At 73.2% G+C, this 14,828-nt stretch carries 14 protein-coding genes; 7 read left to right on the forward strand and 7 right to left on the reverse strand.

Translation table 11 applies throughout. The features are described 5' to 3' along the window. The first annotated feature begins 104 nt into the window (after window positions 1-104). Both QSK21_RS10335 and QSK21_RS10340 read left to right on the forward strand, forming a co-directional pair. Window positions 105-467, forward strand: coding sequence for a hypothetical protein (locus QSK21_RS10335; RefSeq protein ID WP_285695254.1), 363 nt, complete (start codon window positions 105-107; stop codon window positions 465-467). Between the two features lie 41 nt (window positions 468-508). Beyond that, window positions 509-832 (forward strand): tetratricopeptide repeat protein, encoded by a 324-nt coding sequence (locus QSK21_RS10340; RefSeq protein WP_285695256.1) that lies wholly within the window; start codon window positions 509-511, stop codon window positions 830-832. 7 nt (window positions 833-839) lie between these two features. Here QSK21_RS10340 and QSK21_RS10345 read toward each other — a convergent pair whose 3' ends face one another. From QSK21_RS10345 to QSK21_RS10355, 3 genes are all read right to left on the reverse strand, one after another. Continuing rightward, the gene (locus tag QSK21_RS10345) at window positions 840-2,186 is read right to left on the reverse strand and encodes a ribonuclease D (protein ID WP_502871542.1); all 1,347 of its coding nucleotides are present in this window, start codon (window positions 2,184-2,186) and stop codon (window positions 840-842) included. 243 nt (window positions 2,187-2,429) lie between these two features. Next, a complete protein-coding gene (locus tag QSK21_RS10350) occupies window positions 2,430-2,993 on the reverse strand; it encodes a DUF3000 domain-containing protein (protein ID WP_285695399.1) in 564 nt (187 codons plus the stop codon). Window positions 2,994-3,207: 214 nt separating this feature from the next. Then, window positions 3,208-3,441, reverse strand: a complete 234-nt coding sequence (locus tag QSK21_RS10355) for a hypothetical protein (protein WP_285695257.1) — start codon at window positions 3,439-3,441, stop codon at window positions 3,208-3,210. 198 nt (window positions 3,442-3,639) lie between these two features. Between QSK21_RS10355 and hemE the strand changes: the two genes are divergently transcribed. Next, complete coding sequence (hemE, locus tag QSK21_RS10360) at window positions 3,640-4,683, forward strand: uroporphyrinogen decarboxylase (protein ID WP_285695259.1); 1,044 nt, start codon at window positions 3,640-3,642, stop codon at window positions 4,681-4,683. 34 nt (window positions 4,684-4,717) lie between these two features. On the opposite strand, the gene QSK21_RS10365 is transcribed toward hemE, so the two are convergent. Next, window positions 4,718-5,578 carry a DUF4349 domain-containing protein gene (locus QSK21_RS10365; RefSeq protein ID WP_285695260.1) on the reverse strand — a complete coding sequence of 287 codons (861 nt, stop codon included), beginning with the start codon at window positions 5,576-5,578 and terminating at the stop codon, window positions 4,718-4,720. A 182-nt stretch (window positions 5,579-5,760) separates the two neighbouring features. Here QSK21_RS10365 and hemG point away from each other — a divergent pair, with 182 nt between their 5' ends. Both hemG and hemQ read left to right on the forward strand, forming a co-directional pair. After that, complete coding sequence (gene hemG / locus QSK21_RS10370; RefSeq protein ID WP_285695261.1) at window positions 5,761-7,227, forward strand: protoporphyrinogen oxidase; 1,467 nt, start codon at window positions 5,761-5,763, stop codon at window positions 7,225-7,227. Beyond that, entirely contained in the window at window positions 7,181-7,885 is a 705-nt protein-coding gene (gene hemQ / locus QSK21_RS10375) for a hydrogen peroxide-dependent heme synthase (RefSeq protein ID WP_285695262.1), read from the forward strand. The genes hemG and hemQ overlap by 47 nt, the downstream gene beginning before the upstream one ends. 21 nt (window positions 7,886-7,906) lie before the next feature. On the opposite strand, the gene msrB is transcribed toward hemQ, so the two are convergent. Next, window positions 7,907-8,308 carry a peptide-methionine (R)-S-oxide reductase MsrB gene (msrB, locus tag QSK21_RS10380; protein ID WP_285695263.1) on the reverse strand — a complete coding sequence of 134 codons (402 nt, stop codon included), beginning with the start codon at window positions 8,306-8,308 and terminating at the stop codon, window positions 7,907-7,909. A gap of 89 nt (window positions 8,309-8,397) precedes the next feature. Between msrB and QSK21_RS10385 the strand changes: the two genes are divergently transcribed. Both QSK21_RS10385 and QSK21_RS10390 read left to right on the forward strand, forming a co-directional pair. Further along, the gene (locus QSK21_RS10385) at window positions 8,398-9,486 is read left to right on the forward strand and encodes a DNA polymerase domain-containing protein (protein ID WP_285695264.1); all 1,089 of its coding nucleotides are present in this window, start codon (window positions 8,398-8,400) and stop codon (window positions 9,484-9,486) included. A 21-nt stretch (window positions 9,487-9,507) separates the two neighbouring features. Next, the gene (locus QSK21_RS10390; protein ID WP_285695266.1) at window positions 9,508-10,338 is read left to right on the forward strand and encodes an MBL fold metallo-hydrolase; all 831 of its coding nucleotides are present in this window, start codon (window positions 9,508-9,510) and stop codon (window positions 10,336-10,338) included. Between the two features lie 389 nt (window positions 10,339-10,727). Here the strand turns inward: QSK21_RS10390 and QSK21_RS10395 are convergent, their stop codons facing one another. Together QSK21_RS10395 and QSK21_RS10400 are read right to left on the reverse strand one after the other, a co-directional pair. Then, window positions 10,728-12,170: an aldehyde dehydrogenase family protein gene (locus tag QSK21_RS10395; RefSeq protein ID WP_285695267.1), complete on the reverse strand. Its 1,443-nt coding sequence runs from the start codon at window positions 12,168-12,170 to the stop codon at window positions 10,728-10,730. A gap of 90 nt (window positions 12,171-12,260) precedes the next feature. After that, complete coding sequence (locus QSK21_RS10400) at window positions 12,261-14,690, reverse strand: HelD family protein (RefSeq protein ID WP_502871536.1); 2,430 nt, start codon at window positions 14,688-14,690, stop codon at window positions 12,261-12,263. Window positions 14,691-14,828: the final 138 nt, after the last annotated feature.

The following is a 14,828-nucleotide window of genomic DNA, read 5'->3' on the forward strand; positions in this document are numbered from 1 at the left end:
TGGCGGCCGTGGCGGCCGTGCGGCGGACGCTGGCGATGATCTCAGGGACCGGTGCATGATTGATGCGGTCGAGGAGACCCGTCCCCGGGGAGGTTCCCGCCGCCATGCCCGTCCCACGGCCGTTGCGCGACCGATGCCGGGAGTTCCTGGGCATCGAGAGGGAGATCCGTTACATCTTCCCCGCGATGACGTACGGGGGCGGTGCCGGGTTCATCTTCGTGGTGACCGACGAGCAGATCGCGGTGATCTCCACCGGGTCGCTCGGCGGGGCCAGGCCGCGCAGCGTGTGGGGCACCTACCCGCGGGGCACCAGGATCGGCCCGGTGGAGACGGGCAACGGCGCGTCCTTCGAGTTCGCGGGGGCGTTCTTCGAGGTGGACGACGAGTACGTGCCGGTCGTCAACGCCGCCGACACCGAGATCTTCGCCCGTGACAGCCTGCCCCGCGACCCCCTCCCCGATCTGTGAGCCGGCGGAATACGCGGGGGTCGCGGCCGGTTGCGCCGGGCATGGAGCAGCTTTTCGAGACCTACGAGAGGGCCAGGCTGTACTTCGAGATGCGTGATCCCGCCGAGGCGGCGCGGATCCTGGAGCCGCTGGCCGAAGAGCAGCCCGGCAACCGCAGCGTGATCGAGCTGCTCGGCCGTGCCTACTTCCACTCCGCCCAGCTCTCGCGGGCGGAGGCGACGTTCCGCCGGCTGGTGGAGCTCGACCCGTGCAACGCCTGGGCGCACGAGGTGCTGGCCAGGACGCTGGAGCGGCAGAGCCGCGCCGACGAGGCCGCGCCCTTCCGCAAGCTGGCCCTGGCCATGGGAGGCAAGACCGCCTTCTGAACGCGGCCTAGCGGTCGCCCTTGCACTCCACCCGTTGCAGCGCCTTCGCCAGGGGCTTGGCGACGAGACCGACCTGCCAGGCGCGCGCTCCAAGGGTGAGCAGCGCCGAGCGGATCGCCTCGGGGGTGCACTCCTCCGGCGGCGTCCACGCCAGCCTGCGGACGAAGTCCGGCTGCAACAGGTTCTCGCTGGGCATCGTGTGCTCGTCGGCCAAGGCCGCCACCACGGCACGGGCCGCGGTCAGGCGCTTGGCCGCCTCGGGGTCGCGCTCGGCCCACCGGTGCGCGGGGGGCGGCCCGTCACCGGGCAGATTGGCCTCGGGCAACGCCCGATCGGGCAGCGCCCGAGCCCGGGACACCGCCCGCAACCAGGCCGACTGGTGACGGCGGGCGCCGCGATTGCGCAGCGCGGGGAGGGCTTGCAGCTCGGCCGTGTTCTTCGGCGTGTTCAGGGCCAGCTCGACGATCGCGGCGTCCTGGAGGACCCGTCCAGGGGACAGGTCCCGCTCCTGGGCGATCCTGTCGCGGGTCTCCCACACCTCGCGGACGACCGCCAGCGCCCGGCGGTTGCGCACGCGGTGGATGCCGGACGTGCGGCGCCACGGGTCGGGACGGGGGGCGCGCGGCGGCGTGGCCAGGATCGCCGCGAACTCCTCCAACGCCCACTCCAGCTTGCCCGCCGCGCGCAGCCGGGCGTCCAGCTCGTCGCGCAGCTCCACCAGCAACTCGACGTCCAGCGCCGCGTACCGCAGCCAGTCCTCCGGCAGCGGCCGGGTGGACCAGTCGGCCGCCGAGTGCCCCTTCTCCAGCACGAAGCCGAGGATGTTCTCCACCATCGAGCCCAACCCCACCCGGGGGTAGCCGAGCAGCCGTCCCGCCAGCTCGGTGTCGAACAGCCGCCGCGGCACCAGGCCGACCTCCGCCAGGCAGGGCAGGTCCTGGTTGGCGGCGTGCAGCACCATCTCGGCGTCTTCGAGCGCCGCGTCCAGCCCGGACAGGTCGGGCAGCGCGATCGGGTCGATCAGCGCGGTGCCGGCGCTGGCCCGGCGCAGCTGGATCAGGTAGGCGCGCTGCCCGTAGCGGTAGCCGGACGCCCGCTCGGCGTCCACCGCGACCGGGCCTGAACCGGCGGCGAACGCCTCGATGACACGTTCCAACCCCGGGACGTCGACGATCACCGGCGGGACGCCCTCACGCGGTTCGAGCAGCGGAACGGCGGCGGGCCTCCCCGGCTCGGCGCTCGCCCCGGCGGCCTTGGCGGCCTCGTCCGCCCCGGCGGCCGTCGCCTCGCGCACCGCCTGGGACGCGGGGGCCGCAGGGGTCGCGGGGGTCGCGGGGGCCGCGGGGGCCGCCATGGACGGGGCTGTCGGGGTGGTCGGGGCGGGCGTCGCCTTGGGGCGGGCGGGTCCCTGCGGTGCCGAAGGGGATTCCCGGTCTGAGGTCTGGCCGTTCCCGGCGGGGTCGATGGACTGGTCTGTCGTGGCGTACTCCTCGGACATCACGGCGGGCCTGCCGGCCCGCGGACGAGACGGCCGCCGGCACCCTCCGGCCGCCTCGGTCTCCGGCGCTGTGCTTCCCACGCTCCTACCGTACGTGCCTCAGGGCGCGCCGCCGCCGGGACGGTCGGGCAGCGCGGTGACGCCCGTGGGCGGCAGGCCCGCCGTGGTGCACATGACCTCGCACCAGGCGGCGATGTGGCCCGCCAGGTCGTCGCTCGTGGGGGACCAGGAGGCGCGCAGCTCCAGCTCGGTGGTGGACGGCTCGCCGGCCTTGTCGCCGAAGCTCTCGGAGACGGCGCGGGTGACCGTGCCGGACTCGCCCGAGTAGCCGGCGGGCTGGAGGGCCTCCAGCAGCCAGTCCCACGCCACCGAGCCGATCAGCTCGTCCGCGGCGATCTCCGGCTCCAGGTCGGCCCGGATGTAGGCCACGATCCGGAAGCCGCCGCTCCACTCGGCGCGGCCGTCGGGGTCGTAGAGGACGATCAGGCGGCCCATCGCGACCTCGGTGTCGTCCTCGCGGTAGACGCTGCCGGAGATGGCCGCGGCGTACGGCGCCAGGCGCTGCGGGGCGGGCATCTCCTCAAGGTCGAGCTCGGGCCGTAGCGGGGGTCCTTCGAGGAACGACGTGAGCGTGTCGAGGGCGCGCTGGAACGGGGCGGGCATGACGGGCGGCGGAGAGGCCGATGCGGAGGCCGACGCCGCCGGGTCGTCCTGGGGCGGGGTCTGCGCCGCGGGGCTCATGACAGGACCGGCCGGTGTGCGGGCGCGCACCACCGGCACACGGTGGGCGCAGGCGGGGCCTGGACTGGGGGCGGTCGATGCCGTCGGTGGGGAAGGTGGCACAGCACAGGTGGTTTCGATTCGGGAGCCGGGCCGGTCAGGCCACGGCCCGCTGGGACACGGCCCGCTCGGGCCGGGGGGCGCCGGATGCCGTGGGACGCGCGCTCGCCGCCACCGTCACCGGAACCGGCGGCGGCGCGTTCAGCGGAAGCCCGACCAGGATGGCCGCGCCGCACGCCACGCAGGCCCGTTCGGGACAGTCGGAACCATGCCCGTCCGGACACGGCGGCCGCTCGACATCGCGCTCGTCGCCGCAGGTGGAACAGTACAAGGGGGACCTCCCTCGGCTATGACACGGATCACGTTCGCATGAGCGGCCGACAGAATGCGGGACTTCGCTCGGCGTGTCCGGAACTTCGCGCGTGCGTTCGAGCCGGGGCCGCCGACAGAGCCGCGGCCGGAGGCCGGTGCGGAGGGTCGTGCGGAGGGTCGGTGCGGATCGGTGTGGTGCCCGTGGGACCATCGACGGGTGGTTGTCAACGGTGATGCCCGGCACGGGGCCTTCCTGAAGGCGTGCCGCCGTGAGCCGGTCCCGCACACCCCGGTGTGGTTCATGCGGCAGGCCGGCCGGTCGCTGCCCGAGTACCTGAAGGCGCGGGAGGGCGTGGCGATGCTGGAGGCGTGCGCCCGTCCCGACCTCATCGTGGAGATCACGATGCAGCCGGTGCGCCGGTACGCGGTGGACGCGGCGATCTTCTTCAGCGACATCATGGTGCCGCTCAAGGCGATCGGGGTGGACCTGGAGATCGCGCCGGGCGTCGGCCCGGTGATCGCCGACCCGATCCGCGACGCGGCGGGCGCGGCCCGGCTGCGGCCCCTGGTGCCCGAGGACGTCCCCTACGTGAGCGAGGCCGTGCGCGGGCTGGTCGGGGAGCTGCGCGGCACGCCCCTGATCGGGTTCGCCGGTGGCCCGTTCACGCTCGCCTCGTATCTGATCGAGGGAGGCCCGTCCAAGAACCACGACCGGACGAAGGCCATGATGTACGGCGAGCCGGCGCTGTGGGCCGAGCTGATGGGCCGGCTGGCCGACATCACGATCGCGTTCCTGAAGGTGCAGGTGACCGCGGGCGCGAGCGCGGTGCAGGTGTTCGACTCCTGGGTGGGCGCGGTCGCTCCCGAGGACTACCGCGCCTCGGTGCTGCCCCATACCTCGCGGATCTTCGCGGAGATCGAGGCGCTGGGCGTCCCCAGGATCCATTTCGGCGTCGGCACGGGGGAACTGCTCGGCCTGATGGGCGAGGCCGGGGCGGACGTGGTGGGCGTCGACTGGCGGGTCCCGCTGGACGAGGCGGCCCGCAGGGTGGGGCCCGGCAAGGCGCTGCAAGGCAATCTGGACCCGGCGATCCTGTTCGCCCCTTGGGACGTGGTGGAACGCCGGGCCAAGGACGTGCTGGCACGGGGCCGCGCGGCCGAGGGGCACGTGTTCAACCTCGGCCATGGCGTGCTGCCGTCCACCGACCCCGATGTGCTGGCCCGCCTCGCGGACCTCGTCCACGAGGCGAGCGCGCGCTAGCCCCGTGGACGACGGCCGGCTCCTTCTTCGACGGCTACTTGGGCGGCAGGCCGGTGGTGGAGCCGATCGGCCTGCGTGAGCGCAGCCTCCGCCACACCAGATGGGCGGGGAACGCGAAGAGCGCCGCGAGGGCCAGGAACGGCAACAGCCATCCGACGACGACCGCCACGGCGGACAGGAAGGCGGTGAAGGCCGCCCAGCCGTCCTTGAGGCCGCCGACGAAGCCGCCCTCGTCCTTCTCCGGTGGCGCGGCCGATCTGGGCGGCGTGGTGAGGACGACCGTCGTGGTCGCGTAGCTGGTGCTGTGCTGAAGCGCCCTCTGCCGCGCCTGTAGCGCCTCCAGCTCGGCCTGCCGCTCGGTGATCTCCTCCTGCACGTTGATGATCTCCTGGACCGTGGTGGTGCGGTCGAGCAGCCTGCGGAAGGACGCCAGGACGGCCTCCGCCGACTTCACCCTGCTGTCGACGTCGGCGACCTCGCGTGCGACGTCCTCGGTGTTCTGGGTCAGCGACAGCCTGGTGCCGAGCCGGCTCAGGTCGTTGAGGACGGTCGCGTGGCGGTCCGAGGGGATCTTGAGGGTGATGGTGGTCTCGCTGCCCGCGGCCGACGACTCGTTCTGGACGTAGCCGCCCGCGGCGAGCGTGAGCTGCTTGGCCTTGGCCGTGGCCTGGTCGACGTTGGGCGTGCTCACGCGGAGCTTGGCCGTGTAGACGATGAACTGCTTGGTCTGTGGCTCCGGGGCGCCCTGCCGGTTGTTGGAGCCCCCGGTTCCGCGGTCGGCCGACCGACCGGCCTGTCCGCCCTGGAGCTCCCGGGCCGCGCTGTTCGCGGCGTCGCTGCCGCCGCCCCCGCCGCAGGCGGCCAGGGAACCGGCCAGCAGCAGGACGGCGAGCACGCACGTGGCGTGTCTGACGGGTCTGACGATCCGCATGGCGGTCTGACGGCGTGATCCCGGTCACCGTTCCGGCGGGCGTGTCGCGATACGGGCACGATGAGGCCGCGCGGAGGTCACGCCGTGCCCGGCCGTACGGGTGGGGTGATGACGGGTTCCGGGGAGGTATCTGGAATCTTGGAGGCATGAGCACCTCCCATGTCGCGGTGATCGGCGCCGGGATCGCGGGCCTCGTCGCGGCGCGCGACCTGGCCCGCGCGGGCCGCCGCGTCACCGTTCTGGAGGGTTCCCCGCGGATCGGCGGGAAGCTCAAGGTCAGCGAGGTGGGCGGCCTGCCGGTGGACGAGGGCGCGGAGGCGATGCTGGTGCGCCGCCCCGAGGGCCTCGACCTGGTCGGTGGGCTCGGCCGTGGCCACGAGCTGGTGCACCCGGGAACGACGTCCTCGGCGATCCTGAGCCGCGGCGCTCTGCGGAGGCTTCCCCAAGGCCAGGTGATGGGCGTCCCGTCCGATCTGCGCGCCCTGGCGGCCTCGCAGGTGCTGTCGGCGCGGGGGCTGGCGCGGGTGCCGCTGGACCTGGTGCTCCCGGAGACCCCGCGCGGCGCGGACGTGTCGGTGGCCGGCTACATCGGCGCCCGCATGGGCCGGGAGGTCGTGGACCGGCTGGTGGAGCCGCTGCTGGGCGGCGTGTACGCGGGGCGCGCCGAGGAGTTGTCGTTCGAGGCGACGTTGCCGCAGGTGGCCACCGCGGCGCGCTCGCACCGGTCGCTGATCGGCGCCGTGCGCGGAATCCGGGCCGCCGCCCCCGCCGCCACCGGGCCCGTGTTCGCCACGCTGCCCGGCGGCCTGGGACGCCTCGCGGACCTGGTCGCCGACGACCTCGCCGCCGCCGGCGGGACGATCCGCACCGGGGCGATGGTGCGCGAGCTGAGGCGGCGCCCCGAGGGATGGCGGCTGACGGTGGGCCCCGCACGCGACCCCGAGGCGGTGGACGCCGACGCCGTGGTGATCGCCGTCCCGGCCGCGCCCGCCTCCCGCCTGCTGGCCGAGGACGTCCCACCGGCGTCGCAGGAGCTGGCCGGGATCGAGTACGCCGGCATGGCCATCGTCACCCTCGTCTACCGTGAGAGCGCGTTCCCCCGGCTTCCGCGCGGCAGCGGCTACCTCGTCCCGGCGGTCGAGGGGCAGAACGTCAAGGCGGTCACCTTCAGCTCCATCAAATGGCCCCACCTGCGCGACGAGTGGCCCGGCCTCATCGCCGTGCGGTGCTCCATCGGCCGGTACGGGGAGGAGCACCTTCTCCAGAGAAGCGACGACGACCTCAAGGCGGCCGCGATGGCGGACCTGGCCGCGACCTGCGGCATGTCGGAGCTTCCCATCGACAGCCGCGTCACCCGCTGGGGCGGGGGGCTTCCGCAGTACAACGTGGGCCACGTCGATCGGGTGGCGCGCATCCGCGCCGCTGTGGCACGGCAGCCGGGGCTGGCCGTGGCGGGGGCGGCCTATGACGGATTGGGCATCCCGGCCTGCATCGCGAGCGCGCACGCCGCGGCGGCCCGGGTGCAGGAGTTTCTGGACACTACGAGCAGTCGGGGAGGATTGAGCCATGACGGCGACGGACAAGGCGGGCAAGCCGAAGGCGCGCGACCTTAACCAGATCATCCGCTACACGATGTGGTCGGTGTTCCGGGTGTCGGGCACGGGCCAGATCGGGGAGCAGCACGCCGGGGAGGTGCAGGACCTCCTCGACCAGGCCGCGCAGAAGGACGTGACCACCCGCGGCCTCTACGACGTCGCGGGCCTGCGGGCCGACGCCGACTACATGTTCTGGTGGCACGCCCCCACTTCGGAGGACCTCCAAGAGATCTACTCCCGGTTCCGCCGCACCGCCCTGGGCCGCGCCAGCGAGCCGGTGTGGTCGCAGATGGCGCTGCACCGTCCCGCCGAGTTCAACAAGAGCCACGTCCCCGCGTTCCTCGCCGGCGAGGAGCCCCGCGCGCACGTGTGCGTGTACCCGTTCGTGCGCTCGTACGAGTGGTACCTGCTGCCGGACGAGGAGCGCCGCGCCATGCTCGCCGAGCACGGCCAGATGGCGCGCGGCTTCCCGGACGTGCGGGCCAACACCGTTCCCGCGTTCGCGCTGGGCGACTACGAGTGGATCCTGGCGTTCGAGGCCGACGAGCTGCACCGCATCGTCGACCTCATGCGGCATCTGCGCGGGTCCACGGCGCGCCGCCACGTCCGCGAGGAGGTCCCCTTCTACACCGGCCGCCGCAAGCCGGTCGCCGAGCTCATCGCGAGCCTCCCGTAGCGCCGGCGGGCGGCCGGGCCGTCACTCGGCGGGCTCCAGGGTGAGCGAGATCGAGTTGATGCACCAGCGCTGGTCGGTCGGGGTGTCGTAGCCCTCGCCCTCGAACACGTGACCCAGGTGGGAGTCGCAGGTGGCGCAGCGCACCTCGGTGCGGACCATGCCGAGCGAGCGGTCCTCGATGAGGGTGACCGCGTCGGAGTCGGCCGGCGCGTAGAACGAGGGCCAGCCGCAGTGCGACTCGAACTTCTGCTCGGACCGGAACAGCTCGGAACCGCAGGCACGGCACCGGTAGACACCGACGGTCTTGGTGTCGTTGTACTCGCCCGTGAAGGGGCGTTCGGTGCCCGCCTCACGCAGGACGTGGTACTCCTCGGGCGTGAGCTGGGCGCGCCACTCTTCCTCGCTTTTCTGGATCTTCGCCATGTCCTCGACGGTACCGCGCCGCGGCGGCGTTCCGCCTGCTCGGGGGCTCGTCCGGGGGGTTGTCGCAGCCGTGGGCTACCGTTTCGTGCATGGCCTCGCCGTTCATCGAGATCCCGGTGGGGGATCGGCTCGTCAAGGTGACCAACCCCGACAAGGTGTACTTCCCGGAGCACGGCTACACCAAGCGGCAGCTCGTGGAGTACTACATCGCCGTGGGTGAGGGCATCCTGCGCGCCACCCGCGACCGCCCGACCACCCTGGAACGGTGGCCCGCCGGGGTCTTCGAGGGGGCCAGGATGGCCACCCGCGAGGACTACGCGCGTGGGCAGGCGGGCTTCGGGGCGGGCAAGTCGGACGCCTTCTACCAGAAGCGGATCCCCAAGGGGGCGCCGAGCTGGGTGCCGTCCGCCCGCATCGAGTTCCCCAGCGGCCGGTCCGCCGACGAGGTCTGCCCCTCGGAGGTGGCCGTGATCGCCTGGGCGGCCAACCTCGGCACGCTCACCTTCCATCCCTGGCCGGTGCGCTCCGACGACGTCGACCACCCCGATGAGCTGCGGATCGACCTCGACCCGCAGCCCGGGACGACCTTCGAGGACGCCAAGCGGGTGGCGCTGGGCCCCGCCCGCGACCTGCTGGGCGAGCTGGGCTACACCGGCTTCGTGAAGACGTCGGGCAAGGCCGGCGTGCACATCTACGTGCGGGTCGAGCCCCGCTGGACGTTCACCGAGGTGCGCCGGGCGGCGCTGGCCTTCGGCCGGGAGGTCGAACGCCGCGTCCCCGACCAGGTGACCACCCGGTGGTGGAAGGAGGAGCGCGGGGAGCAGATCTTCATCGACTTCAACCAGAACGCCCGCGACCGGACCATCGCCTCCGCCTACAGCGTCCGTCCCGCCCCGCACGCGCCCGTGTCCGCGCCCGTGACCTGGGACGAGCTGCCGGACATCGTGCCGGAGGACTTCACGATCGCCACCATGCCGGAGCGGTTCGCCACGGTCGGCGACCCGCATGCGGCGATCGACGACCGGGCGTTCTCGCTGGAGCCGCTGCTGGAGATGGCCGACCGCGACGAGTCCGACCACGGCCTGGGCGACATGCCCTACCCCCCGAACTATCCGAAGATGCCCGGCGAGCCCAAGCGCGTCCAGCCCAGCAAGGACCGCGACGGCCGCTCGGCCTGACCCGCGCTGGAGACCGATCACATGACCGCTGACCTCAGCGTCCGTTACCTGGGCGGGCCCACCGCCGTCATCGAGGTCGGGGGGCTGCGGCTGATCACCGACCCCACCTTCGACGAGCCCGGCGACTACCCGATCGGCGACCGGGCGCTGACCAAGACCATGCCGCCGTCCGCGGGGCCGGGCGAGGTGGGGCCGGTCGACGCCGTCCTGCTCTCGCACGACCAGCATCCCGACAATCTCGACCGGTCCGGCCGCGCCTACCTGGGCGGCGTGCCGCTCACCCTGTCGACCGGCGCGGCGCGCGACCGGCTCGGCGACCCCGTCCGGGCGCTGCCCAACTGGGAGCACGTCGAATTGCCCCGCCCGGACGGCGGGACGCTGCGGGTCACCGGGGTGCCCGCGCTGCACGGCCCGCCCGGCACCGAACACCTGGTCGGGGAGGTGACCGGGTTCGTGCTGAGCGGGTCCGGGCTGCCCACCACCTATGTCAGCGGCGACAATGCCTCGCTCGACCTCGTGCGCGCCATCGCCGAGCGCCTCGGCCCGATGGACGTCGCGGTCCTGTTCGCGGGCGGCGCGAAGACCCCGCTGGTCGGGGACGCCTACCTGACGCTGTCCAGCGAGCAGGCCGCGGAGGCCGCCCGGATCCTCGGCGCGCCGCAGGTCGTCCCGGTGCATTTCGAGGGCTGGGCGCACTTCACCCAGGGGCGCGACACGCTGCTCCCCGCGTTCGAGCGGCTGGGGCTGGCCGACCGGCTGCATCTGCTCGCGCCCGGAGAGTGTGACATATGTGGGGGGGCGACCCCCCACACCCCCCGGTGCGGGGCCAGCGACCACCGCCGCTCGCCTTGACGGCTCGCGGCGGCGGCCACTGACCCCGGTCAGGGGCTCCGCCCCCGACACCCCCGGCAGGGGGCTCCGCCCCCTGCACCCCCGTGGGGCTTTGCCCCTTGCCTCCGTTGGGGGCTTTGCCCCTTGCGGTGTCTCGGCTTGCGTGCTTGGCGTTTTTGCCTTGCCCCTTCCTGTGATTACGCCTGCTTTCGGGCCGTTCGCAATGCGGCCAGCGCATGCCATGCCGTCCCGCGGGGTTCCGTCACCTGGGCAAGTCGATCAAGGTGGGGCCGTTCCGGTTCACCTTGTCGCGCGGGGGTGTCGGCCACAGCGTGGGCCGGCGCGGCGGCGCTGAACAGGCGGGCGGCGGCATCGGCGGCTCGCCGCGTCTCGTCTCCCGGGACCTGTCCCTAGAACTCGAAGACCCCCGCTTTTTCGCGGGTGTAGGCCAGCACCGAGTCGTTGCCGTAGCCGCTGTTCTTGATGCCCTCCAGGGGGAACATGACCTTGCGGAAGGTGTTGATCCAGACCGTGCCCGCCTCCAGGTTGCGGAACATGCGCTGGGCGGTGCCGAGGTCGCGGGTCCAGACCCCGGCGGCCAGGCCGTACGACGAGTCGTTGGCGATGGCGACGGCCTCCTCCTCGGTGTCGAAGGGCAGGACGACGGCGACCGGCCCGAAGATCTCCTCCTGGCAGACGCGCAGGCGGTTGTCCTCGGTGGCGAAGAGGGTGGGCTCGACCCAGTAGCCGCCGGCCAGTCTCGGGTCGCCGACGACCTCGGGGCCGAAGCGTCCCCCGAAGACCAGGTCGGCGCCCTCCTTGGCGCCCAGCTCCAGGTAGGACGTGACGCGCTCGTACTGTTCCTTGGAGACGATCGGGCCCATGGTGGTGTCGCGCGACATGGGGTCGCCCAGCGTGATGCCGGCGGCGATGGCCGTCATGCGCTCGATCATCTCGGCGTAGACGGGACGCTGCACGAGGATGCGGGAGCCGCCGTAACAGATCTGGCCCGCGTTCGGGGTGAAGATGGCCTGGGTGGTGACGCCGGGGGCGGCCTTGTCCAGGTCGGCGTCGGCGAACACGATGTTGGGCGACTTGCCGCCCAATTCCAGGGCGAGCGGCTTGAGCGAGTCCGCGGAGGCGCGGGTGATGATCTGCGCGGTCTCGACCGAGCCGGTGAGGCTGACCTTGTTGACGCCGCGGTGCCGGACGAGGGGGTCGCCGACCTCCTCGCCGAGACCGGAGACGATGTTGAGCGTGCCCGGCGGCAGCACCTCGCGCAGCAGCTCGCCGACCCGCAGGGACGAGACGGTGGCCTGCTCGGCGGGCTTGATGACGACGGTGTTGCCGGCGGCGAGCGCGAAGGCCGCCTTGGCGGAGAGCGTGGAGATGGGGGAGTTCCAGGGGATGATGCCGAGCGTGACCCCGTACGGCTCGCGGCGGGTCATCCCCTGGCTGGTCGCGTCGAAGTCGACGGCCCTGGCCTCGACGGCGGCGGCGCACTGGTCGGCGGCGCTGCCCCACAGGTAGGTCATGCCGGGCAGGTCCCGCTCGGCGGTCTCGGTGATGATCCGGCCGTTGTCGCGGGTCTCGAGCTCGGCCAGCTCCTTGGCGTGCTCGGCGAAGACCCCGGCGACCTTGCGCAGGTAGTGGGCCCTGGCGGCGGCGGGCAGCCGGGACCACGCCGGGAAGGCGGCGCGGGCGGCGGCCACCGCCGCGTCCGCGTCCTCGGCCCCGCTGCGGGGGACCACGGCCCAGACCTCGCCGGTGGCCGGGTCGATCGAGTCGAGCGTGCCGCCGCCCGCCGCCTTCCGTAGCTCTCCGCCGATCAGGTTGGAGTACTCCCGTGTCATCGCCGTCCCTTCCCGGATGTCAGCACGCGACCAAGCGTACGCTTGGTCAGGCTCGGGACGGAACCCTCGCGGTCGTTCTCGCGGTCGGTCTCAGAGGGCGGCCAGGGCCGGGGGCAGGTCGCCGTCGTGGACGACGGTCAGGCGGCGGGTCGGGCGCGTGATGGCGACGTAGAGGTCCTGGCCTCCGCGCGGGGACTCGGAGGAGATGCCGGCCGGGTCCACCACGATGACCGAGTCGAACTCCAGGCCCTTGGCCTCCTCGGCGGTCAGGACGACGACCGGGGAGTCCAGGGCCTCGGGCGTGGCGCCCGCGGGGGCGTCCGGCAGCGCCGTGCAGACGTCGGGATGGCGGGCGCAGGAGGAGATCACCGCGAGCCGTCCCTCGCCGGACCCGCCGCGGATCCGGCCCAGTTCCGCGGCGACCAGCATCGGCAGCCTGGTCTCCAGGGCGGACGCGGGGATGCGCACGGCCGACGGGGGAGGTCCGTCGTCGCGGACGGGCTCGGGCGGCACCTGGTCGGGCGCGACCTCCGCCAGCACGTCCGCCGCCACCTTCATGATCGCCGCCGGGGTGCGGTAGTTGATCAGCAACCGCTGCTCGCGCCACCGTCCGGGGACGTAGCGGTCCAGCATCTGCCCCCACGAGCGGGCGCCGGCGGGGCTGCCCGTCTGCGCGATGTCGCCGACCACGGTCAGGGACCGGGTGGGGACGCGGCGCATCACCGTCCGCCAGGCCATCTCCGAGAGCTCCTGCGCCTCGTCCACGATCACGTGCCCGTACGCCCACTGGCGGTCGGACGCGGCGCGTTCGGCGGTGGTCGGCGCCGGGCCGGTGTCGCGGTTGAGGTCGGCGAGGGTGGTGGCGTCCAGCACCGGACGGCCGTCCATCATCTTGAGATCGGCCACGCCGGTCACCTGCATGACCTCGTGGGCGTACAGCTCCTCTTCCTGCCGCTCGGCCTCCGCACGGCGCCGCCGGATGCGGTCGGGGGTGTCGTCCTGGCCGAGCCATTCGGCGGCCTCGTCCAGCAGGGGTACGTCCGGCACCGTCCAGGGGGCGTCCGCCGCGCGGTGCAGGAGACGGCGTTCGGCCGGCGTGAGGCCCGCCTCGGCGCCCACCCGGTCGAGCGCGGCCGGGTCGGAGAACAGGTCGGACAGCAGCCGTTGCGGGCTCAGCTCGGGCCACAGCTCGTCGAGCGCGCGGCGGACGGCCGGGTCGCGCCAGAGGGCCTCCTTCGAGAGCCGCAGGTCCGTCTCGTCCAGGAGCGGGGTGTCCTCCGCCTCGTCGATCAGCTCCCGGAGCCAGTCGGGGACCTGGCCGGAGGCCATCATCTCCTCCAGCGGCTCGTCGGCGATCCTGTCGTACTGCTCGGCGCGGTCCAGGGCGAGGGCGTCCAAGAGGTCGTGGACGTACAGGCGGCGCTGGATGTTGTGCGGCGCGCGCAGCGCCCGGGCGCGGTCGCGCGCCTGCACGCACTTCTCGTGTGGGACGCGCAGCACCATGTCGTCCACCTCGATCTCAAGGTCGCCCTCGGGGACGCGCTGCCGGTCCCGGACGGCGGCCTCGACCATCGCCGCCATGCGCAGGTCGCCCTTGAGGACGGCCACGCCGGGCGGCTCGCCCTGGGTGGCGCGCACTCCGGGATACAGCTCGCCGACCGTGACCAGGGCGACGTCGGTCTCGCCGAGGCCGGGGAGCACCTGCTCGATGTAGCGCAGGAACGTCGCGTTCGGCCCCACGATGAGGACGCCGCGGCGTTCCAGCACGTCCCGATGGGTGTAGAGCAGGTAGGCGGCGCGGTGCAGGGCCGCGACCGTCTTCCCGGTGCCGGGTCCGCCCTGCACCACCAGCACGCCTTGCAGGACGGAACGGATGACCTGGTCCTGTTCCTCCTGGATGGTGGCGACCACGTCGGTCATCCGCCCGGTGCGGCCACGGCGCAGCGTCGCCAGAAGCGCGGCTTCGCCGACGATCGTGCTCCGGTCGGACGCGGCCAGCCCGTCCAGGTCGAACACCTCGTCGTCCAGCCCGACCACCGTGCGCTCCCGCAGGTGCAGATGGCGGCGGCGGGCCAGCGTGCCGGGGGAGCCCGGCGTGGCGGTGTAGAACGGGCGCGCCGCCTCGGCCCGCCAGTCGATCAGCAGCGGCTCGCGGTCCTCGTCGCGCAGCCCGATCCGCCCGATGTAGTACGTCTCGCCCGGTACGCCGTCCTCGGCGCGGTGGTCGATGCGGCCGAAGCACAGGGCGCGCTCCACCGCGGAGAGCCTGGCCAGCCTGCGCGCCGCCTCCTCCGTCGTGACCTCGCGCTCGACCCGGGCCTGGAGGACCGAGCCCCCGCCCTGCCCGGGACCTTCGCGCAGCGCCTCCGCGGCCCGGTCGCGCTCGGCGTCCAGCCGGCCGTAGACCCGGGTGACGTACTCCTGCTCTGTGCGCAGAGCGGCCGCGAGGGCGTCGTCGCCACCGCCGCCGTCGCTCGCGGAAAAAGATTCGGCCACGGGGTTGACTTGACGGGCTCCCATGCGTCCAGTACACTCCTATGCGTAAGGTGGAGTTTCGTGTGCGCGAAAGCAGCGCACAGTCAAGCGTAACATCCACCGGCGTGCCCCGGGTGCCCGCGCGTCAGCGCCGCCCGGGATTTTTTCTGCCCGGATCCGGCT

It is taken from the genome of Actinomadura sp. NBRC 104412, from assembly GCF_030269515.1.
Lineage (GTDB): Bacteria > Actinomycetota > Actinomycetes > Streptosporangiales > Streptosporangiaceae > Spirillospora.